This window comes from Kitasatospora sp. NPDC087315 (assembly GCF_044744345.1).
GTDB lineage: Bacteria > Actinomycetota > Actinomycetes > Streptomycetales > Streptomycetaceae > Kitasatospora.
Map to the genome: position 1 here is coordinate 585,323 of NZ_JBIUYD010000001.1, position 22,371 is coordinate 607,693.

Below are 22,371 nucleotides of genomic sequence, written 5' to 3' on the forward strand. Positions count from 1 at the left end.
AACGAAGAGGATTCCGGCCACCGGAGGCGGGGCCAGGCCTGGAACACGCTCTTGCCCGGGCCGGGCGGGGCCTGTTCCATGGCGGCATGCCGCGAAGCGAGCTCGTTCTGATGACGGATCACAGCTCGACCGAGGGAAGCCGGGAGACTCTGGCCACCGCCGCGCGGATGCTCACCGGCCGGGTGCCCGTCCTGCTCGACGCGCGGCACTTCATGCGCGGCGGCACCGGCCGGATCGGCCCGGCCGCCGACGGCGGGCTCCGCCTGGAGGTGCCGGCCGAGGGCCTCGCCGTGACGGCGGACACCGTGCTGGTCTACGAGATACCGCCGCACAAGCGGCGCGCCTTCGAGGCCTGCCAGCAGCGGCTCCGCGCGTACGGCGCCCGTTCGCTCGGCACCGACACGGACGGCTGGCGGGCGGCCACCGAGAAGGACCGGACCGTCGAGCGCTTCAGCCGGGACGGCATCGCGCACATGCCCACCATCGCGCTCTCCCGGCCGACCCCCGAGGCCGCCGTCGATGCCTTCGACCGCCTCGGCGGCGACGTCTGGGCCCGGCCGACCGTCGGAATGGGCGGCAACGATGTCTTCCACGTCACCACCCGCGACCAGCTCACCGCCGCCGCGGACCACTACGTGGCCTCGGGCGCCGACTGGCTGATCGCCCGCGACGCCGGGAACTTCAACGCCGACGGCCGGCGCCACCAGTACCGGGTGGTGGTGCTCGGCGGGCGCGTCGTCCGCGCGGTCGAGCACGTCCAGCCGGATCCGGACGCGCCCTGCAACGAGATCCAGGGCGCCGTCTCGACGCTGCTGGAGGACGGCGAACTGCCTGCGGGTCTGGCCGAGTTGGCCGTCTCCGCGACCAAGTCCCTGGGCCTGCCGCTCGGCGGTGTCGACCTCGGCGCGGAGAACGGCGGCGTCGTCTTCGAGGTCAACGTCCACCCGGTGTTCGGCAGCGTCGGGGGCCTGGAGACGGTCGCCCTGCCGTACACCGCCGCCCACCTCGCACTGGGCTGAGCCGAAGCGGCGGCCCGGGCCCGTCGGGGCCCCGGTGGAGGCCTCGGCGGAGGCCCTGGTCAAGGGCGCGGTCGCGCGGGTACTAGACTTGGCACAGTTGTGAAGGCACCTCGTTCGGTGAGGCGTCGCCACGGACACAGGCCACTGACCCCACGACGTCGAGAGACGCCCAGGTTCAGGACAGGTCTCCCCGGCCTAAGGGGTGATCCCAAGTGGCTGCACCCCCGGGTGCTACGCCGTGGCGTGCCAAAGCTCTGACGAGATCAGGGGTGCCCCGCCCGTCCCGCGGCCAGGTGTGCCCGCGGCGCGTGGTGTGGATCTCCCTGATGGCCCCGGTAACGGCGACCCGAGTACGGGCGCCCCGACGGCGAGGAGGTGAGACCTGTGGAGAGCAGTAGTCCGGGCCGAAGTCGGCCCCGCCCCAGGACGTCCCCCTCTTCTCCTGGCACCCGGCACTTCTCCTCCCGTACCGCTCCCGCACCCCGCCGCCGTACCGCCCGCCGCTGACAGCGGCGGCTCCGGCCGCGTGGTCCGGGCGCCGTGCGCGGTGGAGGACGGCCGGGCGCCTCCCGCCCCCGCCCCGCCCGACCCCGCGGCCCCTGGCCTCGGCAGCGGCGGACACCGACCCGTGGAGGTACCCCGCCATGTCCGACTGGCGTGTGCGCGCCGTGCGCGCGAGCAAGCGTCCGTTCTCCCGTTCCGTCACCACGCCGCGCGGCGGCGACGCGCAGCCGGCGCCCGAGCACTCGATGGACCCGAGGCCCGACCAGCCCGCGGAGCCCGTCACGCTGGAGCGCTCCGTCGTGGACGCGGCCGTCTACCGGGGCGGGCGCCGGGTCGAGGAACCCGCCAGCCTGGCCGACATCTACCGCCAGCTGCCCGGCAAGCCCGGCACGATGGCCTGGATCGGCCTGTTCCGGCCCGCCGAGGCGCAGCTGCTGGAGGCCGCCGAGCGGTTCAACCTGCACGAGCTGGCGGTCGAGGACGCGATCGTCGCCCACCAGCGGCCGAAGCTGGAGCGCTACGGCGACACGCTCTTCGTCGTGCTGCGCGCCGCCCGCTACCTGGACGACGTGGAGGAGGTCGACTTCGGCGAGATCCACCTCTTCGTCGGCCCCGACTTCGTTCTCACCGTGCGCCACTCGCAGGCCCCGGACCTCTCCGCGGTGCGCAGCCGCCTGGAGGCCGACCCGGAGCTGCTCGCGCTCGGCCCCGAGGCGGTGCTGTACGCGGTGCTGGACGCGGTCGTCGACGGGTACGCGCCGGTGATCGCCGGGTTGCAGCACGACATCGACGAGATCGAGACCGAGGTGTTCGGCGGTGACCCGCAGGTGTCCCGCCGCATCTACGAACTCTCCCGCGAGGTGATCGAGTTCCAGCGGGCCACCCGTCCGCTGCTGGAGATCATGAAGAGCCTGGAGGCGGGCTTCGGCAAGTACGGCACCGACGACGAGCTCCAGCGCTACCTGCGGGACGTGGCCGACCACGCCACGTACGCCGCCGAGCGGGTGGACGGCTTCCGGCAGATGCTGCAGAACATCCTGACCGTCAACGCGACCCTGGTCTCGCAGCGGCAGAACGAGGAGATGAAGCAGCTCGCCGAGGCCGGGCACGTGCAGAACGACGAGATCAAGAAGATCTCCTCCTGGGCGGCGATCCTCTTCGCGCCGACCCTGATCGGCACCGTCTACGGCATGAACTTCGAGCTCATGCCGGAGCTCAAGTGGGCGTTCGGGTACCCGTTCGCGATCGGGCTGATGGCGCTCGTCTGCACCGGCCTCTACCTGGTGTTCAAGCGCCGCAACTGGCTCTGAGTGCCGTGGCTCGCCCGTGACCCGCCGTGAGCGGCACGACGTTCGGACAGGGCGTCAGGGTTCCGTCAGGGCGGGCCGGAGGGGCTTGCCCCCCGCCCGCGCCGACGGCTTGGATGAAGGGCATGAACCGCCCGGCACGCCACCACGACCGCCCGCCGCATCCGCGGCCGCCGGTCGTCGCTGCCGCGGCCGTCATCGCCGTGCGCTGAACCGCGCCTCCCCGCCGGACGGCACGGCCCGCGCCGCCCCCTGCCCCGTCGCCGCGGGGCAGGGGCGGACGCCTTCTCGTACCTTCGTCCCGCACCCCGGCCGGGCGGCTGAAGGAGGCGGTCACCCTCGGCACCGGCCTGGCGATCGGCGTCCGGCCGCGGCTGCGGGAGTACCGGTAGCGCGCTGGTCCGCCGCACTTGTCAGTGGGCCGCCGTAGGGTCGTTCGGGTGCCGAAGAACGGCGACGGACGGCCGCGCGGTTCCACGTGCGGCCGGTCCGGACGGATCGTCAGGGGGTAGCGCGATGAAGCAGACGGCGAAGCGGGCGCTGGTCGGTGCGGCCGGGGCGTTGGGCGCGGTGCTGGTCCTCCCAGGCCATCCGGTGGGGTCTGACGGCCACCCAGGAGGACTGACCGGGCGGCCCCTGCGGCCGGACCACGCGGCGGCACTCCGCTGACGTGGAGCGGTCCGGGACCGGCGGGTGCCCGGCCGCGCGCCGGGGCGGTGTGCACCGACCGGGGGCTCAGTCGTCCGTGTCGGCGGCGGGACCTAACCGTCCGCGCGCGCCCCGGTGGCGGACAGCCGCTCGAACTCGGCCTCCGGGTTCGTCTGTTGCCGGTAGTCGAAGTGCAGCCGCACCACGCCGTCCCGGTCGGTGAACCGGGCGAGCGGGCCCTGGCCGGCGGCGGGCAGCAGCCGGGGAGCGGCCCACTGCTGGGCGACCACCGCGAGGCGGGTCCGGTCGGCGGCCACCACGATCCAGGTCGCCCGGCCGCCCTGGACGGTCGCGAGGTAGCCGTCCGCGAGCACCGAGACGACGGCGTCCCGCACACCGATGCCGTCCGGGAACTCGCGCCGCTCGGCGTGCGGAGCCGACACGTCGTCGCCCATCGCCACGCTGTCCCTGGTCAGTTCGGTTCTCATGGCGGGCAGCGTAGCCGTACGGAGTGGCCGGGACCCCGCCATGAGTCGGAGTCGACCCCCTACGATCGGCGCATGACCGCTGACTGGTCTGCGTGTTAGCTTCCGGCCATGGGATCACGTGGGGTTCGTGGGGCGGCGGCGCAACAGGCGATCGAGGGGCTGCGGGAGCTGGCCGGGGCCGGGCTGACGGCCCCCGAGGTGTTCCGCGGGGCGGACGAACTGCTGCGCGGAGTCATGGAGTTCGACGCGGTCTGCTGGCACACCGCCGACCCGGCGACCGGGCTGGTGAACTCCGTGCTGAGCGACGACCTCAGCCTCGACAGCTTCCAGGACGCCGTCCGCCTGGAGATCTGGTCCGATGACGTCGCCACCTTCCCCAAGATCCGCCGCAGCGGCGTGCGGGCCGAGACACTGAACCGGGTGACGAAGGGGCGACCGGAGCACAGCGTGCGCTACCGCGAGCAGATCGCCCCGGCCGGGTTCGGCGACGAGCTGCGCGCCGTCTTCGACGCGCACGGCGGGATGTGGGGGTGCGCCGCGTTCATGCGGGCCGGGGACCGCGGGCCGTACCTCGGCCACCAGCGCGAGCTCGCCGACATCGCCGCCCGGCACCTGGGGAACGCGCTGCGGGCCAGCCACCTCCCGCCGCCCGGCGACGGGCCGGAGGACGAGTCCTGTTCGGACGGCGGGGCGCCGGTCGTCCTGCTGCTCGGCCCGTCGAACCGGCTGCTCGCGATGTCCGGCCCGGCCGAGGAGTTGCTGGCCGGCCTGGCCGACCCCACACCGTCGGCGCTCGCGGTGCCGACCGCCTTCGCGATCGCCGCCGAGCAGGCCCGCCGGGCGGCGTACGGCCTGCCCGCCCCGCAGCGGAAGATCCGGGTGCAGGCGAGGGACGGCCGCTGGTTCGTGCTGCACGCCTCGGCGCTGCGGGGCGGGACGGCGGGCGAGGTGACGGTGGTGGCCTCCGAGGCCACCCCGGCGGACGTGATGCCGCTCTACCTGTCCGCGTACGGGCTGACGGCACGGGAGCAGGAGGTGGCGCTGCTGCTGGTGCGCGGCTGCGACACCCGGGACGTCTCGCGGCTGCTGACGATGACGCCCTACACGGTGCAGGACCACCTCAAGTCGGTCTTCGCCAAGGCCGGGGTGGCCAGCCGCCGTGAGCTGATCGCCCGGGTCATGCTCGGCGTCGGCCACTGAGGGGCGGTGCACACTGAGGGGCGGGCGGCACCGGGCCGGGAGACGGCCGGCCGCGGGGGCTCCCCGGCGCCGCCCGCCGCCCCGCGGTTCCGCCGGCCGCCGTGCCGGCAAGCTGATTTGACAACCACGCTTGCCGCCTCGGCAAATAGAAGACATGGCCGACGACTTCTCTACCGTCCTCACCACGGTGGGCCCGCGTCTGCGGGCGCTGCGGCGCGAGCGTGGCACCACCCTGGCCAGGCTGAGCGCCGCGACCGGCATTTCCCTCAGCACCCTCTCCCGCCTGGAGTCCGGCCAGCGCAAGCCCACCCTGGAACTGCTGCTGCCGCTGGCCCGGGAGTACCGGGTGCCGCTGGACGAACTGGTGGGCGCCCCGGCCACCGGGGATCCGCGCATCCACGCCCGGCCGTTCACCCGGGGCGGCCAGACCTTCGTCCCGCTCACCCACCACCTCGGCGGGCTGCACGCCTACAAGCAGATCATGCCCCCGGGTTACCGGGCCGGGCCCGAGCTGGAGCCCAAGGTGCACGAGGGCCACGAGTGGGTGTACGTCCTGGCGGGCCGGCTGCGCCTGCTCCTGGGCTCGCGCGATCTCGTCCTGACCGCGGGGGAGGCGGCCGAGTTCGACACCCGGATCCCGCACGCCTTCGGCAACGCCGGGCCGACGCCGGTCGAGTTCCTGAGCCTGTTCGGGCCGCAGGGCGAACGCATCCACGTCCGGGCCCGGCCGGGAACCTCTGGTCGTTAGGTTCGTTGGCTCACAACGGGGGTTCCGCACCGGGCTCCCGACAGGCCGTCCGGAGGGGCCCAGGGATGAGCGTCGAACAGACCACGGAGACCGATCAGGCCGATGAGGCCGGCGGGAAGGGCGCGGCGGGGTCGAAGAAACGGTCCTTCTGGCGGGAGCTGCCGGTCCTGGTGGTCATCGCCCTGCTGCTCTCACTCGGCATCAAGACCTTCTTCGTCCAGGCCTTCTCGATCCCCTCGGGCTCGATGCAGCACACCCTGGAGAAGGGGGACAGGGTGCTGGTCGACAAGTTCACGCCGTGGTTCGGCGCCACCCCGGACCGCGGTGAGGTGGTGGTCTTCCGCGACCCGGGCGGCTGGCTGGAGGGGCCGCCCGAGCAGTCCGGCAACAGCGTCATGCGTGGTGTCCAGACGGTGCTCGGCGTGGTCGGCCTGATGCCGTCGGCGGACGAGAAGGACCTGATCAAGCGGGTGATCGCGGTGGGCGGCGACACCGTCGAGTGCAACAGCGGCAGCCCGGTCAAGGTCAACGGCGTCCCGCTGGACGAGCCGTACATCTACCCGGGCGCCACGCCCTGCGACAACGAGCCGGCCGGCACGGTCAAGGTCCCCAAGGGCCACCTCTGGGTGATGGGCGACCACCGCGACGACTCCCGCGACTCCCGGTACCACACCCGCGAGGCCGGCGGCGGCTTCGTCCCGGTGGACAACGTCATCGGCCGCGCCTTCGTCGTCGCCTGGCCGCTCTCCCACTGGGACACCCTCCCCGTCCCCGACACCTTCGACCAGGCACCGCTGGGCGCACCCGCCCCGCACGACAACCCCCTCGACAGCCCGCCGGCCCCGGAGGCCGCCGCCCTCGCCGCCGCCGTTCCGCTGGCCGTCTGGCAGCGCCGCCGGGCCCGGGCCCGCAGGCGCTGACCGGGCCGGCGGCCCCGGTCCCGGCCGTACCGGCGGGCAACGGGCCGCCCGGGTCCCGGGGTCAGGACGTGGGGATCAGGACGTGAGGAAGTCCAGCAGGTCGGCCTCGAAGGCGGCCCGGTACGCCCCGTGCAGGCCGTGCGACGCGCCGGGGTAGACCTTGAGCACGCTGTCCGGGATCAGCCGGGCGGTCTTCGGGGCGGCGGCCGCGATCGGGACGATCTGGTCGTCGTCCCCGTGCGCGACCAGGGTGGGGATGTCGATGCGCTTGAGGTCCTCGGTGAAGTCGGTCTCGGAGAACTGCCGGACGCAGTCGTACGCCGCCTTCGCGCCGACCTGCATGCTCCAGAGCCAGAACGCCCGGCGGATGCCGTCGGCCCCGGACAGGTCGGCGCCGGGGCGGTTGAAGCCGTAGAAGCTCTCGCTGAGGTCCCAGTAGAACTGCGAGCGGTTGCCGTCCACCCCGGCCCGGATGCCGTCGAGGGCCTCCAGCGGTGTGCCCTCCGGGTTGCCGGGGCCCCGCAGCATCAGCGGCGGGACGGCGCTCAGCAGCAGCGCCTTGGCCACCCGGGAGGTGCCGTGCCGGCCCAGGTAGCGGGCCACCTCGCCGCCGCCCGTCGAGTGGCCGACCAGGACGGCGTCGCGCAGGTCGAGCCGGTCGGTCAGCTGGGCGAGGTCGTCGGCGTAGGTGTCCATGTCGTTGCCGTGCCAGGGCTGGTCGGAGCGCCCGTGGCCGCGCCGGTCGTGGGCGATCGCGCGGTAGCCGCGTTCGGCGACCAGCCGCAGCTGCTCGTCCCAGGCGTCCGCGTTCAGCGGCCAGCCGTGGCTGAAGACGACCGGCCGGCCGCTGCCCCAGTCCTTGTAGAAGATCCGGGTGCCGTCGTCGGTGGTGATGGTGGGCATGGCGCTCCTTCGTGCGATCGGGCCACAGGGGTTGGAGGTGAACAGAGGAGACAGGGGCGGGGGAGGCACTCAGACGCTAGGCGGGGGGTGGGCGCGGCGCGGCGGGAAGGCGGTGACCGGTCGGCGTGTTGCCCGGAATTCGTCCTCCGGACGGGTGGGGGACGGTCGCGGGCCGGATCCGGGCCGGGCCCGGGGCCGCCTTCCGGGGGTTCTCGCCACGCCGTTCTCTACACGGCTGTAGAGTCTGTCGGGTGAGCTGTACGCCAGGCCTCGCGGCTGCCCTGTCGGGGGAGCCGGTGGCGACATCCGGGTCGGGAGGCGGAACCGTGGAGGAGAGTCGGCGCGGGCCTGTGGACGGCGAGGGACCGGGGGGCGTGGACCTGGACGCCGAGCCGGGCGTGGAGCGGGTGTACCAGCCGGTCGAGGTGCACTTCGGTGACGGCACCTGGGCGCTCGGGCGGATCAGCGGGTGGTGGCAGGACGCGGCCGGGCGGCGCTGGTGCCGGCTGCGGGTGGCCCGGAGCGGGCGGCCGGCCCGCTGGGAGCCGTTCGACCCGGCCCGGGTGGTGCTGCTGCCGGCCGGTGGGGTCTGAGACCCACTCCGGTGGACCGGGCGGTTCTTGAACCGTTGCTCAGCGAAGCTTTACCCCAACGGGATTCACAAAATATGACGGTATATGTCATTCTGTGCAGCGCCCCGTGACCCATCGCAGCCGTGTCGGCGTCAGAGGGCCGGGGACCGCCGACATGCCAACTCAGCCACCGGGGACGACGTGAGTTCCGAGATCTACTTCAGCAACAACTACCGTGACCTGTGCGAGCAACACGGTACCGGGGCCGGCTTCCAGTTCGAGTTCTCCTGCTCGCGCTGCTCCGACACCTGGCGTTCGCCGTTCGAGGCGTTCACCACCGGCCAGGTGGCGGGCTGGGTGAGCAAGGGCGTCAGTGCCGCCTGGAACCTCATCGGCGGCAACGCCAACACCATCAGCAACGCCGCCGACGGGCTGGCCGGCGCCAACTGGGGCAGCTCCCGCGATGCCGCCTTCCAGCGGGCCATCGCCAACGCCCAGACCCACTTCAACCGGTGCGCACGGTGCACCAACTACGTCTGCGGCCGCTGCTTCGACCCCGCCCAGGGCCTCTGCCACACCTGCGCCCCGGACACCGCCGCCGAGGCGATGGCGGCCCAGCGGCGCGGCCTCAACGACATGGTCTCCGAGCGGGCCTACACGCAGGGGCAGCAGACCGGCCAGGCCTTCGACGTGCAGACGCCGCGCCAGCTGGTCTGTCCGCAGTGCAGCACCGAGACCCACGGCACGCCGTTCTGCCCGGGCTGCGGCTTCCGCCTGGCCAACCCGAACCAGTGCGGGCAGTGCCAGGCCGCGCTGCCCGAGGGCGCCGCGTTCTGCCCGGGGTGCGGCACCCGCCGCTGACCAGGACCGTCGCGCGCCCCGGGACCACCGTCGCCCCGGGGCGCGCGACGCTCTCCGCCGGCCCTGTGCGGGCCGGCGGCGCCGTCAGCCGTACGAGAGGTTGGCGCAGGGGTCGTCGTCGGCCGAGCGGGCCGCGTCGCGGACGCTGGTGGGCAGCGGTCCCGGGGCCGGCGGCAGCGGGCCGGAGGGCGCGGCGGTGGCGGTGGCGGCGTAGTCGTGGCCCAGCACCACGCTGACGCCCGCCTTGGCGCCCGGCTGGACCCCGGCGCCGGGGAAGAGCTTCGCCACGGCCTCCGCCGAGGTCCGCTCGCCGGGCCCGTAGTCGACCACGGTGGTGGCGCGTTGACGGTTCGGCGCGTTGCCGACGGCCGTCACGGTGAACCCGGCCGCCTTCAGGGACTCCGCAGCCCGGCCGCCGAGGCCGGTGGCCGAAGTGCCGTTCAGCACGGTCACCTTGACGTCTGTGCCGGCCGCCGGGGGCTCGGGAGCGGGGGAGGCCGTGGGGGAGGGCGAGGGGTCCTCGGACGCCGCCGCGCTCGGCGCGCTCGCGTCCTGGCCGTCCAGCGTGCGGTCGGCCCGGAGCGCCGCCCAGAGCTGGTCGACGTCCGGGTGGACCAGCGCGACCCGGGGGCCCTCGTAACGCCAGGGCGCGGTGACGAACTTGACGTCGTGCAGATCGATGTCCTTCAGCGACATGGCGAAGGAGAGCAGCTTGGCGGCGGAGCCGAGGTCCTGGTCGACGGTCAGCGACCGGGTGGCGGCGTCGGCGACCGGCAGCAGGGTGGTCGGGTCCATGCCCTTGGCCTTGATCTCCTTGATCAGCGCGGAGAGGAAGGCCTGTTGGCGCTTGGTGCGGCCGATGTCCGAGCCGTCGCCGATGCCGTGCCGCAGCCGGACGTAGTCCAGCGCGGACTGGCCCTGAACCCTCTGCAGGCCCTTGGGGTAGAGCAGTTTGCCCTTCCGGCCGAGGTTGGGGTTGAGGTCGCCCTCGCGGATCTCGTTCGGCAGGCAGACCTCCACCCCGCCGACGGCCTTGGTCATCGCGGCGAAGCCCTCGAAGTTGACCACGATGGTGTGGTCGACCCGCATGTTGGTCAGCTTCTCCACGGCGTTCTGGGCACAGGCCGGGTTGCCCTGTTCGGTGTCGCCCACCGCGAAGGCGCTGTTGAACATGACATTGTTCTGCTCTTTGGTCCACTTCCCGTTCGGCAGCTTGCAGGGCGGGATGGTGACCAGCGAGTCGCGCGGGATGGAGATGCCCGCCGCGTGCTTGTGGTCGGCGTAGACGTGCAGCAGGATCGCCGTGTCCGAACGGGCCCCGCCCTCCTGGCCGCCCCCCAGGTCGCTGTTGTTGCCGCCGCGGCTGTCCGAACCGATCAGCAGGATGTTGACCGGCACATGGCCCTGCGCGTCGGGCTTGGCCGCCTCCGGGCGGTCCTTGCTGACGGCGTCTCCGTCGAAGGTGGCTATGTTCCCGTTCAGCCGGTAGTAGACGGCGCCGCCGGCCAGTACCAGCAGGGCGGTGCAGCCGGCGGTCACCCAGAGCACCTTCTGCTTGCGGCTGCGCCGGGGACGGGCGCGTCGGCCGCCCGACCGGCTCCTCGACGCCCCGGCTCCGCCGGGACCCCTGCGACCTGACATGTCGTCACCCTCCACAGTTGCCACGAGATCCCCGTCGGTGTGCTGGGCGCCCGCGCGCGGACCCCGGGTACCGTGGGCGGGTCCGCCGCCGGTAAACTTTTACACCGCTGTAGAACTTCAGTGGAGCATACTAGGCGCCGATGAGGAAACCCGCAGGTCAGCCCAGGGGGGTCTGGACGGCCGGGCCCATCGGTGCCGCACCCGGACCGGAACCAAGGAGCACGATGACTCACCGGATCGCACGTTCGATAGCCGGCGCCCTGGTGGCCCTGCTGGCCACCGCAGGCCTGACCGCGGCGGCGTCGAGCGCGACGGCGGTGGCCGCACCCCGACCCGCGGCCGTGGCGGCCGGCGCCGTCCAGCCGCAGGGCGTCCAGGGCGTCCAGGGCATGGAGGGGGCCGAGGGCGGACAGACCGTCCAGGTCCCCCGGGCCGCCGAGGACCGCGCGGCGGCTCCGGCGAGCCGGCTGGCGGCGGAGAAGGAGAAGAAGAAGGGCTTCTTCGCCAAGCTCGGCAAGTTCCTGCTGATCGTGGTGATCCTGATCATTCTCTTCTTCGTGCTGCTGATCGTCGGGATCGTCTACGCCGCCAAGCGGGTCTTCGGGCGCCGCCGCTGAGACCCGCCGGGCCCCTCGGCACGCGCCGTCGGGCCCGGCGGCCGTCCAGGGCCGATCGACCGGGACTGGCTCTGGGAGGGTCTGGCGCTACGCCATCGAACCCGGCGCCGCGGCCGACCCGTTCGCCGCCTGGCTGACGCTGCGCGGCCTGCAGACGCCGGCCCTGCGGGTGCGCAGGCGCTGCGACACCGCGCTCGACCCGGCCGTCCGGCCGCGCACCCGGCCGTCACCGCCGTCCACTACCCGGGCCTGCCCGCCCACCCGGACCACGAGCGCGCCCGCCGACTGCTCCCGGACGGCCACGGCGGCGTGCTCGCGTTCGACCTCGCGGGCGGACGGGAGGCGGCCCGGACCTTCACCGAGTCCGTCCGGCCGGCCTCCCCCGCGCCCTCGCCCGGCGGGGCGCACACCCTGGTGCTGCATCCGGCCGGCACCTCGCACCGGCAGCTGGACGACACGGAGCCGGCCGCCGCCGGCATCGGCGCCGGGACGGTCCGCCTCTCGGTGGGCACCGAGCACCCGGAGGACCTCTGGGCGGACCTGGAGCAGGCGCTCGCCGAGCTCTGGGCGGACGGCGGGCGAGCGGACGGCCCGGACCGGCGCGGCGCCGGGCGGACCGACGAGCGCCGGGCGGGCGGGCCCGCGCCTTCGTCGCGGCCAAGCCGGCGGACCTCGACAGTTCCGCGGTGCGGTCCCTCACCGGAGGCCGGGTGGGCTGACCGGTCCCGGGGCCGGATCCGGGCCGATGGGCGGGTTGACAACCGGTCATACTGGGCGGCGGTGCCTGAGCCCAGGCCCGCCACCGCCCCGGTACCGCGCCGGTCCGCGGGGTACGCCGAGACCGGAGGACCTGATGAGCCGCCACCTGCCGACCCACCTCCCGGCGGCCGGAGCGCCGGTGCAGCCGTGGAACCGGCAGCGGCTGCGCAGCAACAACGAGTGGCTGCTGCTCGAACTGCTGCGCACCGGCGGCTCGTCCTCGCGGGCCCAGCTCGCCCGCGACACCGGGCTCTCCAAGCCCACCGTCTCCGCCGCGCTGGCCGCGCTGGAACAGGCCGGACTGGCCCGCGAGGCCGGGCGGTTCGTCCCCGAGCGCGGCCGCACGGCGGTGCTGTACGAGGCCGACCCGACGGCCGGCCATGTGCTCGGCGTGGACATCGGCCGGGCCCGGCTGCGGGTGGCGGTGGCCGACCTGGCCGGGCGGATCGTCGCCCGGCGGGACGTGCCCAACCGGGGGCGGACGGCCGACGCGGTGGCCGACGCGGTGGTGGCGGCGGCCCGGGAGACCATCGCGGAGGCGGGGCTGACGGCCGGCGGCATCGTCCACTCGGTGATCGGCAGCCCGGGCGTCTGGGACGAGCGGCGCCGCGGCGTCCGCTACGCCACCAACCTGCCGGGCTGGGGCAGACCGGGCCTGTTCGACCGGATCGCGGACGGGCTGGAGACCGCGATCACCGTCGCCAACGACGCCAACCTCGCCGCGCTGGGCGAGTTCGCCCTCGGCGCCGGGCAGGGCAGCCGGGTGTTCGCCTATCTGCTGGTCGGCACCGGCCTCGGCGTCGGCGTGGTGAAGGACGGCGAACTGCTCGCCGGCGCGCACGGAGCCGCGGGCGAGGTGGGGCTGCTGCCGCTGCCCGGCCGGCCCGCCGGGGAGCCGGCCGGGACGATCGAGCAGGTGGCCGGGGCGGACGCGGTGGTGCGCACCGCGCTCGGCCTCGGCATGCCGGGCCCGCTGACGGCCAAGCAGGTCTTCGACGCGGCCCGGTCCGGCGACCCGCTCGCGGCCGGGGCCGTCCAGCAGGAGGCGGAGCAACTCGCCTACGCCGTCGCGGTGCTGACGGCGGTGCTGGACCCGGATCTGGTGGTGCTCGGCGGTGGCGTCGGCGGCAGCGCGGATCTGCTGCTGGAGCCGCTGGAGCGGGCGCTGCACCGGCTCTCCCCGCTGCGGACCAGGCTCGCCCCGAGCCTGCTGGGGGAGGAGGCGGTCCTGCTCGGCGCCGTCTCGACGGCGCTGGAGATCGCCCGGCCGGAGGTGTTCGGCCGCCGTTCGGGCGCGACGGCCCAAGGCCTGTCCGGCAGTTGATCCCGTGGCCGGCCCCGCCGAGGACGTCCGGACCTGGAGCCACCCGGCCACGCCCGACCCAGCCTGCTCGGCCGCCGTGGACCGGACGATCGGCCGGCTCTCCGTCACCGACGGTCCCTGCACCGGTGTGAGCTTCAGTACCGCGGACACCGGCAAGGTCTGGTCCGAGGGCACCGCCCACCCGCTCGCCGCGAGTGGCGGGAACCCGTTCCGGCTGTAGCCGGCCGGGCCGCGCTCAGAGGACGGCTTCGGCGATCCCGGCCACCAGGCCGACCGCGATGCCCAGCAGCGGTACGCCCAGCAGTCCCGCGAAGCCGGCCGCGACGTAGCCGCTGCCGTCCTGGAGGTTCCCGTGCCGGGCACAGGAGAGGAACCACGCGGCCGGTACGGTGCCGAGCACCATGATCAGTCCAGCGACGACGCCGTACCGCAGGGCCGGCGTCGACGACGGCTCGTAGGCGACGCCGTGGGACAGCCGGACTGTCAGGCGGGTGCCCGCCCGGTGGTCGCGGGGTACGCCGCGTACCACGACCGGACGGGCCCCGGCCGCCGTCCCGCCGGCCGGGGTGTACTGGCCCCGGCAGTCGCGGCCGGCGCTGTTGCCCTCGTCGTCGGACACGTCGTAGCACTTCTCCACCAGCACGACGCCGCTCGGCGGACCGAGGCCCGCGGCCGCGCCCACCCGTTCGGCAGCCAGTACCCAGGCCAGCCACCCCGCCCCAGCCAGAAGGCCGATCGCCGCCAGTACCGCCGCCGCTCGCGCCGACGGACGCCACATGCGGACCTCCCCTCCCCTGCGGGCCCCGCACCCGGAACTGCCATCATGCTGGGTGCGTCGCTGTCGTTCCACCCTCGTGCCGGGGTCGGGACCGGGGCGGGGGTGGTTCAGGGGCGCGGCCAGGGGTGTCCGCCCAGGCGTTCGATGCCGGTGTTGAAGCGCCTCAGGTAGCCGGCGAAGGCGGCGATGTCGTCGTCCGTCCAGTCGGCCATCACCCGCTCCAGGCTGTCGATGGTGCCGGCGCGCTCCTGGTCGAGCAGCCGCACGCCCCGGCCGGTGATGCGGAACTTCCTGGCCATCCCGCCCTCGGGGTCGGGGATGCGCTCCACGAGCCCGGCCCGCATCGCGGCGGTGGTCTGTCGGTTGAGGGTGGAGGCGTCGAGGTCGAAGGCGTCGCTCAGCTCTCCGATCGACATCGGCCCCTGGACGCGGATGCGACTGAGCAGGATGTAGGCGCTGCGTTCGAGCAGGCTGTCCTTGCGGCGGGCGCCGGCGCTGCCCTGGAGGCCGTGACGGCTCAGGAGCATCTGCTCGTACTCGACCTCGTGCGTGGGTCTGACCATGTTCCTGCCACCTTCTGGCCGACGGCCGCCTCGGTCCGTGGCCGGCCGGCTCCGTCCGCGTCCCTCCGGACAGCATTATGCATCCACCATAGAATGTGCATGATGCACTAGACATGTATGATGCACTTCTTGTCCGACAGACTGTTCCGGAGCTTCCCCATGGACACCTCTCAACGATCCGCGCACCCGAGCGGCGTCGTCGCCACCCTGGCCTTCGCCGGCACGGTGGCCGCGGTCATGCAGACGCTGGTCACCCCGCTCATCGCGGAACTGCCGCAGATTCTGCACACCACGCCCTCGAACGCGGCCTGGGTGATCACCGTCACCCTGCTCGTCTCGGCCGTCTGCGTGCCGGTCTCCGGACGCCTCGGCGACATGGTGGGCAAGCGCCGGATGCTGCTCGTCTGCTCGGTGCCCCTGGTCGCCGGCTCGGTGGTGTGCGCGCTGGCCTCCTCCGTCGTGCCCATGATCGTCGGGCGTGGGCTGCAGGGGATGGGCATGGGCATGGTGCCACTGGGCATCGCCCTGCTGCGTGACGTCGTCCCGGCGGAGAAGCTCAGCTCCTCGATCGCCCTGGTCAGCGCATCCATGGGGATCGGCGGTGGTCTCGGCCTGCCGATCGCCGCGGCGGTCGCCCAGTACGCGGACTGGCGGGTGCTGTTCTGGGGTGCGGCCGTCCTGGCCCTGGTGGTCTCCGCCCTGATCTGGTTCCTGGTGCCGGACGTGCCGGCCACCGCCAGGGGTCAGCGATTCGACCTGCCCGGCGCGCTCGGCCTGGGCGTCGGCCTGGTCTGCCTGCTGCTCGCCGTCTCCAAGGGCGCCGACTGGGGCTGGGCCTCCGGCACGACGATCGGCCTGTTCACCGCCGCCGTCGTCGTGCTGGCGGGCTGGGGCTTCTGGGAGGTGCGCACCAAGGACCCGCTGGTCGACCTGCGCACCACTGCCCGCCCCCGGGTGCTGTTCACCAACCTCGCCTCCGTCTTCGTCGGCTTCGGCATGTACGCCAGCATGCTGATCGTCCCCCAGCTGCTCCAGTTCCCGAAGGCCACCGGCTACGGGCTGGGCCAGTCGATGCTCGCCGCCGGCCTGTGGATGGCCCCGGGCGGCATCATGATGATGATCGTCTCCCCCCTGGGCGGGAAGCTCACCAACGCCCGCGGCCCGAAGTTCACGCTCATCAGCGGCGTCCTGGTGATCGCCGCCGGCTACGGCCTGTCGCTGGCGCTGATGGGTTCGGCCTGGGGGCTCATGCTGGTGACCATGGTCACCAGCAGCGGTGTGGGCCTCGCCTACGGGGCGATGCCCGCCCTGATCATGAGCTCGATCCCGCCCGCGGAGACCGCCGCCGCCAACGGCTTCAACACGCTCATGCGCTCGCTCGGCACCTCCATCGGCGCGGCCGTGATCGGCACGGTCCTCTCCCAGATGACCACCACGATGGGCGGCCACGCCTTCGCCTCCGAGAGCGGCTTCCGAACCGGCCTGCTCATCGGCCTCGGGGTCGCGCTGATCGCCGCGGCGATCGCGGCGGTCATCCCGGCGGTGCGCGGCGCGGCCGGGAGCGAGCGGGACGCCCCGTCCCCCGAGCGCGAGGCGGTCGCGGCCGAGGGCTGACCGGACCGGCCCACGCGGGGAGAGCCGAGTGAACCGGCCCCGCGCGGGCGAGCGGCCGGTCCGGGGCGCCGCCGCCCGGGCCCGGCCGCCGCGGCTCAGAACACCGACCACCCGGTGGCCGTGGTGAACGCGTCCAGCGCGGCCACCGCCCCGACGGAGTTCCCGGCCGGATCCAGCGCGGGGCCCCAGGCGCAGAGGGCGCCCCGGCCCGGCACCACCGCGAGGATGCCGCCGCCCACGCCGCTCTTGCCGGGCAGCCCGACCCGGTACGCGAACTGGCCGGCCGCGTCGTAGGTGCCGCAGGTGAGCAGCACGGCGTTGATGCGCTTGGCCTCGCTGCGGCTGAGCAGCCGGGAGCCGTCGGCGCGCAGGCCGTGCCGGGCGAGGAAGAGCCCGGCCAGGGCCAGGTCCCGGCAGCTCGCGGTGAGGGCGCAGTGGTCGTAGTAGTGCTGGAGAACCGTGTCGACGGGGTTCTCCAGGTTGCCGTAACTGGCGATGAAGTGGGCGAGCGCGGCGTTGCGGTGGCCGTGCGCGGCCTCCGAGGCCGCGACCACCGAGTCGCTGTCGAGCAGTGGGTTGCCGGACTCGGCGCGCAGGAAGTCCCGGACGGCCGCGCGGGCGTCGCCGGTCAGGCTGTGCAGGCGGTCGGTGACCACGATGGCGCCCGCGTTGATGAACGGATTGCGCGGGATGCCGTGCTCGGTCTCCAGCTGGATCAGCGAGTTGAAGGGGCTGCCGGAGGGCTCGCGGCCGACCCGTTGCCAGAGGCCGTCGCCGCCGGCGGCCAGGGAGAGGCAGAGGGTGAAGAGCTTGGAGATGCTCTGGACGGAGAACGGCTGCTCCCAGTCCCCGACGCCGTACACGGCGCCGTCGACGGTGGCCAGCGCCAGTCCGAAGGCGTTCGGGTCGGCGGCGGCGAGCGCCGGAATGTAGTCGGCGACCCGTCCGGCGGTGAGTACCGGGCGGGCCGCTTCCATGGCCTGGGTCAGCTGGTCCTGGAGATCCACCGGGCCATTGTGCACATGCGTGCACCTTCGTGCGGACCGCCGTGACGGTGCCGTCCTGCGGAGGCGGGCACGGTCACGGCGCCGGTGTTCGCCTCCCCGGGGCAGGGCCGCGCCGTGGACGGGGAGTTCACTGCCGGTCGGTGCCGCTGGGGTCGTGCAGGCGGCGGACGACGATGTCCCGGCCCGCGGGTGCGCCCGCGGTCACCGCCTCGGCGTGGTCGCGGGCCGCCTGCCTCAGCGCGTCGGCCGCGGCCCGCGCGGCCGGGGCGCCGGGGGCGTGCCCGGTGCGGTGGAGCACCCGGGTGATCAGGCTGCCGGTGACGGGCAGGCCGGTCACCTTCGCCCGGTCCAGCAGAGCCGCGTGGTAGGCGGGCATGATCAGGGCACCGGCCTGCCCGGCCAGCAGGGCGGCGAGGGCGGTCGGGTGCTCGGCGACGTGCTCCACCGACGGCACCACGCCGTGCGCGGCCGCGAACCGGGCGAAGGCCCGGGCGCGGGCGGACTGTTCGGGGGCGCCGATCCACGGACGGCCGGAGAGTTCGGCGGGGTGGCCCGGCAGGTCCCAGCCGTCCGGGACGACCACCCGGTACTCGTCCTCGCTCAGCACCCACGCCCGTACGGCGGGCGGCAGTGGCACGGCGGTGTCCCGGTCGTCGGTGATGACCAGGACGTCCAGCCCGCCCAGGCGCAGGCGTTGCAGGCCGTCCGGCAGACCGGTCTCCACGAATCTCGGCCGCACCTGCGGATGCCACTGGGCGAGCAGCCGCTGCGCCCGGGCCGCGAGCCGCTCGATCACCCAGGAACTCGCGCCGATCGCCACCGGGCCCTGCGTGAGGCTCCCGTCGGCGGAGCTCAACTGCTCGACGGCGGAAGCGAGTTCCCGGCTGATCCGGTCGCCGGTGGCGGCCAGCAGCCGGCCGGTCGCGGTGAGTTCCAGCCGGCCGCCGGACCGGTCGACCAGCGGCAGGCCCACCTCCCGCTCCAGGCTGGCCAGTTGCTGCGACACCGCCGACCGCGTGTGGCCGAGCGCCCGCGCCGCCGGGGCCAGACCGCCGTGGCGGGCGATGGCGTCCAGGACCAGCAGCCGCCGGGGGTCGAGGTCCATGGGGCGGGCTCCTCCTCGGTTCCTCCGGGTCGTTCGGCGGCCCATCCTGCCACGCGCCGGGCCGCAGGGTGCCAGTCCTGCTGTCGCCCGGGTTCAGCACCGCTGTCGGGCGGGGCCGTCAGGTGGCCGACGGGATGTCACACTGGCCGCCACTCACCGGACTTCGGCGGCGCGCCCCGGCAGACGTGTGCCCGCGGCCGGGCACGTCCCGTTCACGCCCATCAGGAGGCAGCGCATGGTCCGTTCGATTTCGACAGCGGGGCGGCCCGGCCCGGCGCCGGCCGGACGGCGCCCGCCCAGGTCCGGCCGCGTGCCGGCGGCGGCGTGCGCGCTGGCGGCGCTCTTCCTGGTCGCGGCCTGCGGTTCGTCCGGCAGCTTCCCCGGTGAGGCGTCGGGCGGGCCGGCCGCGCAGAACGGCGGCGCCTCGCAGAGCGGCGGCGCAGCCGCACCGGATGCGCCGGCCACGCGGAACGGCGCCGGTGCACAGAACGGCGCCGCCCCGCCGGCCGGGGGCGGCGGGGCGGCGTACGTGCTGAGCGCTCCGCCGGTCGCGGCCGGCTACCGGCAGGGTCAGCCCCCGGCCGACCTGATCCAGAAGGTCGACTCCGATGCCCAGCTGTACGCCAAGCGCCTGGGCGTGACCGGCACACCGGTCCACGGCTACTACGACGACCGGGCCCAGGGCGCGTGGATCTTCTACTCGGGCGTCACCGGCAGCGGCTTCGACCCCGACCGTCTGCACGAAGCGCTCAACCAGCCCCCGGCCACCAGGAACGACGGCGCCGGGGACCGGATCAGCACCAACGCCGTGGACACCGACCCCGGCCCGCACGGCGGGCGGGCGATCTGCAACACCGTGCTGGTCCAGAACGCCATGCTCACCACGGCCGTCACCACCTGCTCCTGGTTCACCGCCACCACGGCCGCGGGGGTCAGCCTCATCATCAAGGGCGACGGCACCAGCACCAAGGTCGGCTTCACCGCCGCCGACGTCGCCCCGGTCATGCGGGCCATCCGCGCGGACGTCGAGCACCCGCGCTGAACCGCCGGCCGGTCTTCCGGTGCCCGAGCGTTGACGGGTCGTCAATGGCGGGGAGCCGGATCCGCCGCGTCAAGGTGTCCGGCGGTGAAGGGGGTTGAGAGTGTCGACCATTGGGAAACTTTCCTAACGAAAGTCGTCGACCGGCCGTCCCGTCACCTCGGTCCTGCAGGCGCCCGCTCCGGTCGCCCGCCGGCCGGTGCGGGCCGTTTCGCCTCTCTCCTGACCGGCCGTCACCGTGCGGTGGACCGACGAAAGCGAGTTGGCATGTACAAGACCTTCAGGGCCGGGACGGCCGCCCGGCTCGCCGCCCCGCTGCTGGCCGCCGCGCTCGGCCCGGCCGCCCTGCTGCTGGCCCCCGCGCCCCAGGCCCTGGCCGCCCCGGCAGCCGCCCCGCCCGAGCCGGCCGCCGCGCCCGGGAGGGCGGTGGCCCCCGGGATGGCGGCCGCGCCGTACGAGTACCTGGGCTGGGGCAACCCGCAGAAGCCGACCGACGTGATGAACGCGACCGGGGTGAAGTGGTTCACCCTCGCGTTCATCCTCTCCGACGGCGGCTGCAACCCGAAGTGGGACGGCAGCCGGCCGCTGACCGGCGGCTCCGACGAGGCCGCGATCAGGTCGATCCGGGCGGCCGGCGGCGACGTGGTCGTCTCGGTCGGCGGCTGGAGCGGCAACAAGCTGGGCGAGAAGTGCGGCAGCGCGAGCGCGCTGGCCGGCGCCTACCAGAAGGTGATCGACGCCTACGGGCTCAAGGCGCTGGACATCGACATCGAGGACACCGAGTTCTCCAGCGCGACGGTCCGTCAGCGGGTGGTCGACGCGCTGAAGACCGTCAAGGCGAGGAACCCCGGCATCGTCACCTACGTCACCATGGGCACCACCCCCAGCGGCCCGGACGCCGCCGGCAAGGACCTGATCAGGCGCGGCGCCGCGGCCGGCCTGGCCAACGACGGCTGGGTGATCATGCCCTTCGACTTCGGCGGCCACAGCGGCACCATGGGCCAGGCCACCGTCAGCGCGCTGGACGGGCTGAAGGCGGCGGTCAAGAGCGCCTACGGCTACAGCGACGACGCGGCCTACCGGCACACCGGGGTCTCGTCGACGAACGGGAAGACCGACGAGGCCGGTGAGACCGTCACCACCGCCGACTTCCGGACCATCCTCGGCTACGCCCGGCAGCACCACCTCGCCCGGTTCGCCTTCTGGGCGGTCAACCGCGACCGCGCCTGCGGCTCCGGCACGGACGCCGACGCCTGTAGCGGCGTCGCGCAGTCCCCGTACGAGTTCACCAGGATCGTCGTCCAGTACCAGGGCTGAGGAGCACTCCGATGACACAGCCGAACCCCCGCCCCCGCCTCCGCCCCCGCCCCCGCCTCCGGGCCGCCGCGGCGCTGCTCGCGGGCGCAGGCCTGGCGGCGGGCCTGCTCGCGGCCCCGGCGGCCCCGGCGGCCCCGGCGGCCCCGGCGGCCCCGGCGGCCCCGGCGGCCTCGGCCGCCCCGGGCCCGGGAGCCGCCGCCGCGCCCGCCGTGCCCTTCGGCAGCCACCGCTACCCGTACGCGGCGGGCATCCTCAAGCCCTCCGGCGCGCAGGCGGACCTCGACCAGAAGGTGATCGCCGCCTACAACGCCTGGAAGGCCGCGTTCGTCAAGCAGAACTGCGGCAACGGCTGGTACCAGGTGCTCTCGCCGGACGCCGACCACCCCTACGTGGCGGAGGGACAGGGCTACGGCATGGTCGTCACCGCCACCATGGCCGGGGCCGACCCCAACGCCAGGACCGTCTTCGACGGCATGGTGAAGTACATGCTGGCGCACAAGTCGGTCAACAACCCCGACCTGCTGGCCGCCGAGCAGGACTCCTCCTGCCGGTCCGTCGACGGCTCCGACTCCGCCACCGACGGCGACCTCGACGTCGCGTACGGGCTGCTGCTCGCCGACCGGCAGTGGGGCAGCTCGGGCAGCTACGACTACAAGGCCCTGGCGGTCCGGCACATCAACGCGATCATGGCGAGCGAGATCAACCCGAGCACCCACCTGACACTGCTCGGCGACTGGTCGAGCAGGGGCGACTCCACCTACTACGTCACCCGCTCCTCGGACTGGATGATCGACCACTTCCGGGCGTTCCGGACCGCCACCGGCGACGCCGCCTGGGACACCGTCCGCACCGCCCACCAGCGGCTGATCACCGCCCAGCAGAGCGGCTACGCCCCGAACACCGGTCTGCTCGCCGACTTCGTGGTCAACACCAACGGCACCGCCAAACCGGCGCCCGGGAAGGTCCTGGAGAGCGCCAACGACGGCGACTACAGCTGGAACGCCTGCCGCGACCCGTGGCGGATCGGCGCGGACGCCGTCACCAGCGGCGACGCCGCCTCGCTCGCCTCGGCGCGCAGGCTCAACACCTGGGTCAAGGCCAAGACGGGCGGCAGTCCCGCGAACATCGTCAGCGGCTACCACCTCAACGGCTCGGCCTTCGACAGCGGCCACGACATGGCGTTCACCGCGCCGTTCGTGGTGACCGCGATGACCGACCCGGGCTCGCAGGCGTGGCTCGACGCGCTCTGGACCAAGCTGGCCGCTACCGCGGTGGACAGCTCGCTCTACTACGGCAGCAGCGTCCAGCTCCAGTCGATGATCGTGGCCTCCGGCAACTACTGGGTGCCGTAACGGCATTGGCGCGGGCCTGCCCTCCCGGGGGGCGGGCCCGCGCGGCCGGTCGTTCCGGCGCCCGCCGGGCGGCCCCACCGGTCTG

At 74.1% G+C, this 22,371-nt stretch carries 21 protein-coding genes, 1 pseudogene and 1 riboswitch; of the genes and pseudogenes, 15 read left to right on the top strand and 7 right to left on the bottom strand.

All coding sequences use genetic code 11. The annotated features are described in order from the left end of the window. Window positions 1-86: 86 nt before the first annotated feature. Window positions 87-1,019, top strand: a complete 933-nt coding sequence (locus tag ACIO5D_RS02510; protein WP_400793694.1) for a RimK family alpha-L-glutamate ligase — start codon at window positions 87-89, stop codon at window positions 1,017-1,019. A gap of 102 nt (window positions 1,020-1,121) precedes the next feature. After that, window positions 1,122-1,292: riboswitch (M-box (ykoK) riboswitch) on the top strand. A 371-nt stretch (window positions 1,293-1,663) separates the two neighbouring features. Next, window positions 1,664-2,833, top strand: a complete 1,170-nt coding sequence (locus tag ACIO5D_RS02515) for a magnesium and cobalt transport protein CorA (RefSeq protein WP_400793695.1) — start codon at window positions 1,664-1,666, stop codon at window positions 2,831-2,833. A gap of 758 nt (window positions 2,834-3,591) precedes the next feature. Here ACIO5D_RS02515 and ACIO5D_RS02520 read toward each other — a convergent pair. Beyond that, window positions 3,592-3,966 (bottom strand): hypothetical protein, encoded by a 375-nt coding sequence (locus ACIO5D_RS02520; protein WP_400793697.1) that lies wholly within the window; start codon window positions 3,964-3,966, stop codon window positions 3,592-3,594. A gap of 108 nt (window positions 3,967-4,074) precedes the next feature. Between ACIO5D_RS02520 and ACIO5D_RS02525 the strand changes: the two genes are divergently transcribed. The 3 genes from ACIO5D_RS02525 to lepB all read left to right on the top strand — a co-directional run bounded on the left by ACIO5D_RS02525 (window position 4,075) and on the right by lepB (window position 6,834). After that, the gene (locus ACIO5D_RS02525; RefSeq protein WP_400793699.1) at window positions 4,075-5,166 is read left to right on the top strand and encodes a helix-turn-helix transcriptional regulator; all 1,092 of its coding nucleotides are present in this window, start codon (window positions 4,075-4,077) and stop codon (window positions 5,164-5,166) included. Window positions 5,167-5,320: 154 nt separating this feature from the next. Further along, a complete protein-coding gene (locus ACIO5D_RS02530) occupies window positions 5,321-5,914 on the top strand; it encodes a helix-turn-helix domain-containing protein (RefSeq protein WP_400756950.1) in 594 nt (197 codons plus the stop codon). Window positions 5,915-5,979: 65 nt separating this feature from the next. Continuing rightward, window positions 5,980-6,834, top strand: coding sequence for a signal peptidase I (gene lepB / locus ACIO5D_RS02535; protein WP_400793701.1), 855 nt, complete (start codon window positions 5,980-5,982; stop codon window positions 6,832-6,834). A gap of 75 nt (window positions 6,835-6,909) precedes the next feature. Here lepB and ACIO5D_RS02540 read toward each other — a convergent pair whose 3' ends face one another. Beyond that, on the bottom strand, window positions 6,910-7,737 hold the full coding sequence (locus ACIO5D_RS02540) for an alpha/beta fold hydrolase (protein ID WP_400793703.1): 828 nt from the start codon (window positions 7,735-7,737) through the stop codon (window positions 6,910-6,912). Window positions 7,738-8,111: 374 nt separating this feature from the next. Here ACIO5D_RS02540 and ACIO5D_RS02545 point away from each other — a divergent pair, with 374 nt between their 5' ends. Together ACIO5D_RS02545 and ACIO5D_RS02550 are read left to right on the top strand one after the other, a co-directional pair. Continuing rightward, entirely contained in the window at window positions 8,112-8,330 is a 219-nt protein-coding gene (locus tag ACIO5D_RS02545) for a hypothetical protein (protein WP_400658764.1), read from the top strand. Between the two features lie 180 nt (window positions 8,331-8,510). Further along, window positions 8,511-9,170 carry a double zinc ribbon domain-containing protein gene (locus tag ACIO5D_RS02550; RefSeq protein ID WP_363607623.1) on the top strand — a complete coding sequence of 220 codons (660 nt, stop codon included), beginning with the start codon at window positions 8,511-8,513 and terminating at the stop codon, window positions 9,168-9,170. Window positions 9,171-9,254: 84 nt separating this feature from the next. Here the strand turns inward: ACIO5D_RS02550 and ACIO5D_RS02555 are convergent, their stop codons facing one another. Further along, window positions 9,255-10,811 carry an LCP family protein gene (locus ACIO5D_RS02555; protein ID WP_400793704.1) on the bottom strand — a complete coding sequence of 519 codons (1,557 nt, stop codon included), beginning with the start codon at window positions 10,809-10,811 and terminating at the stop codon, window positions 9,255-9,257. A 224-nt stretch (window positions 10,812-11,035) separates the two neighbouring features. Between ACIO5D_RS02555 and ACIO5D_RS02560 the strand changes: the two genes are divergently transcribed. The 4 genes and pseudogenes from ACIO5D_RS02560 to ACIO5D_RS02575 all read left to right on the top strand — a co-directional run bounded on the left by ACIO5D_RS02560 (window position 11,036) and on the right by ACIO5D_RS02575 (window position 13,731). Beyond that, a complete protein-coding gene (locus ACIO5D_RS02560) occupies window positions 11,036-11,428 on the top strand; it encodes a hypothetical protein (RefSeq protein ID WP_363607621.1) in 393 nt (130 codons plus the stop codon). 249 nt (window positions 11,429-11,677) lie between these two features. Then, window positions 11,678-11,923, top strand: a pseudogene (locus ACIO5D_RS02565) (PLP-dependent transferase); the annotation flags it as partial. A gap of 358 nt (window positions 11,924-12,281) precedes the next feature. Continuing rightward, window positions 12,282-13,511 carry an ROK family transcriptional regulator gene (locus tag ACIO5D_RS02570; RefSeq protein WP_400658770.1) on the top strand — a complete coding sequence of 410 codons (1,230 nt, stop codon included), beginning with the start codon at window positions 12,282-12,284 and terminating at the stop codon, window positions 13,509-13,511. A gap of 4 nt (window positions 13,512-13,515) precedes the next feature. Next, window positions 13,516-13,731: a hypothetical protein gene (locus ACIO5D_RS02575; RefSeq protein ID WP_400658772.1), complete on the top strand. Its 216-nt coding sequence runs from the start codon at window positions 13,516-13,518 to the stop codon at window positions 13,729-13,731. Between the two features lie 15 nt (window positions 13,732-13,746). On the opposite strand, the gene ACIO5D_RS02580 is transcribed toward ACIO5D_RS02575, so the two are convergent. Both ACIO5D_RS02580 and ACIO5D_RS02585 read right to left on the bottom strand, forming a co-directional pair. After that, entirely contained in the window at window positions 13,747-14,289 is a 543-nt protein-coding gene (locus tag ACIO5D_RS02580) for a hypothetical protein (protein WP_400658774.1), read from the bottom strand. Window positions 14,290-14,396: 107 nt separating this feature from the next. After that, window positions 14,397-14,852: a MarR family transcriptional regulator gene (locus ACIO5D_RS02585; RefSeq protein WP_363607617.1), complete on the bottom strand. Its 456-nt coding sequence runs from the start codon at window positions 14,850-14,852 to the stop codon at window positions 14,397-14,399. Between the two features lie 159 nt (window positions 14,853-15,011). Between ACIO5D_RS02585 and ACIO5D_RS02590 the strand changes: the two genes are divergently transcribed. Further along, a complete protein-coding gene (locus tag ACIO5D_RS02590) occupies window positions 15,012-16,466 on the top strand; it encodes an MFS transporter (RefSeq protein ID WP_400658806.1) in 1,455 nt (484 codons plus the stop codon). A 95-nt stretch (window positions 16,467-16,561) separates the two neighbouring features. On the opposite strand, the gene ACIO5D_RS02595 is transcribed toward ACIO5D_RS02590, so the two are convergent. Continuing rightward, window positions 16,562-17,473 (bottom strand): glutaminase, encoded by a 912-nt coding sequence (locus ACIO5D_RS02595; RefSeq protein ID WP_363607616.1) that lies wholly within the window; start codon window positions 17,471-17,473, stop codon window positions 16,562-16,564. A gap of 127 nt (window positions 17,474-17,600) precedes the next feature. Next, a complete protein-coding gene (locus tag ACIO5D_RS02600) occupies window positions 17,601-18,578 on the bottom strand; it encodes a LysR family transcriptional regulator (RefSeq protein WP_400793707.1) in 978 nt (325 codons plus the stop codon). 235 nt (window positions 18,579-18,813) lie between these two features. Between ACIO5D_RS02600 and ACIO5D_RS02605 the strand changes: the two genes are divergently transcribed. The 3 genes from ACIO5D_RS02605 (at window position 18,814) to ACIO5D_RS02615 (ending at window position 22,286) form a co-directional block, all read left to right on the top strand. Next, window positions 18,814-19,620: a hypothetical protein gene (locus ACIO5D_RS02605; protein ID WP_400793709.1), complete on the top strand. Its 807-nt coding sequence runs from the start codon at window positions 18,814-18,816 to the stop codon at window positions 19,618-19,620. Window positions 19,621-19,884: 264 nt separating this feature from the next. After that, window positions 19,885-20,934: a chitinase gene (locus ACIO5D_RS02610; protein WP_400793710.1), complete on the top strand. Its 1,050-nt coding sequence runs from the start codon at window positions 19,885-19,887 to the stop codon at window positions 20,932-20,934. Window positions 20,935-20,945: 11 nt separating this feature from the next. Continuing rightward, the gene (locus ACIO5D_RS02615; protein ID WP_400793711.1) at window positions 20,946-22,286 is read left to right on the top strand and encodes a glycosyl hydrolase family 8; all 1,341 of its coding nucleotides are present in this window, start codon (window positions 20,946-20,948) and stop codon (window positions 22,284-22,286) included. The last annotated feature ends 85 nt before the right edge of the window (window positions 22,287-22,371 follow it).

Bases quoted from the DNA above. Each gene is read 5' to 3' on its own strand.
- ACIO5D_RS02510 (WP_400793694.1), top strand. From the start codon at position 87: ATGCCGCGAAGCGAGCTCGTTCTGATGACGGATCACAGCTCGACCGAG.
- ACIO5D_RS02515 (WP_400793695.1), top strand. From the start codon at position 1,664: ATGTCCGACTGGCGTGTGCGCGCCGTGCGCGCGAGCAAGCGTCCGTTC.
- ACIO5D_RS02520 (WP_400793697.1), bottom strand. From the start codon at position 3,966: ATGAGAACCGAACTGACCAGGGACAGCGTGGCGATGGGCGACGACGTG.
- ACIO5D_RS02525 (WP_400793699.1), top strand. From the start codon at position 4,075: ATGGGATCACGTGGGGTTCGTGGGGCGGCGGCGCAACAGGCGATCGAG.
- ACIO5D_RS02530 (WP_400756950.1), top strand. From the start codon at position 5,321: ATGGCCGACGACTTCTCTACCGTCCTCACCACGGTGGGCCCGCGTCTG.
- lepB (WP_400793701.1), top strand. From the start codon at position 5,980: ATGAGCGTCGAACAGACCACGGAGACCGATCAGGCCGATGAGGCCGGC.
- ACIO5D_RS02540 (WP_400793703.1), bottom strand. From the start codon at position 7,737: ATGCCCACCATCACCACCGACGACGGCACCCGGATCTTCTACAAGGAC.
- ACIO5D_RS02555 (WP_400793704.1), bottom strand. From the start codon at position 10,811: ATGTCAGGTCGCAGGGGTCCCGGCGGAGCCGGGGCGTCGAGGAGCCGG.
- ACIO5D_RS02560 (WP_363607621.1), top strand. From the start codon at position 11,036: ATGACTCACCGGATCGCACGTTCGATAGCCGGCGCCCTGGTGGCCCTG.
- ACIO5D_RS02570 (WP_400658770.1), top strand. From the start codon at position 12,282: ATGAGCCGCCACCTGCCGACCCACCTCCCGGCGGCCGGAGCGCCGGTG.
- ACIO5D_RS02580 (WP_400658774.1), bottom strand. From the start codon at position 14,289: ATGTGGCGTCCGTCGGCGCGAGCGGCGGCGGTACTGGCGGCGATCGGC.
- ACIO5D_RS02585 (WP_363607617.1), bottom strand. From the start codon at position 14,852: ATGGTCAGACCCACGCACGAGGTCGAGTACGAGCAGATGCTCCTGAGC.
- ACIO5D_RS02590 (WP_400658806.1), top strand. From the start codon at position 15,012: ATGGACACCTCTCAACGATCCGCGCACCCGAGCGGCGTCGTCGCCACC.
- ACIO5D_RS02600 (WP_400793707.1), bottom strand. From the start codon at position 18,578: ATGGACCTCGACCCCCGGCGGCTGCTGGTCCTGGACGCCATCGCCCGC.
- ACIO5D_RS02605 (WP_400793709.1), top strand. From the start codon at position 18,814: ATGGTCCGTTCGATTTCGACAGCGGGGCGGCCCGGCCCGGCGCCGGCC.
- ACIO5D_RS02610 (WP_400793710.1), top strand. From the start codon at position 19,885: ATGTACAAGACCTTCAGGGCCGGGACGGCCGCCCGGCTCGCCGCCCCG.
- ACIO5D_RS02615 (WP_400793711.1), top strand. From the start codon at position 20,946: ATGACACAGCCGAACCCCCGCCCCCGCCTCCGCCCCCGCCCCCGCCTC.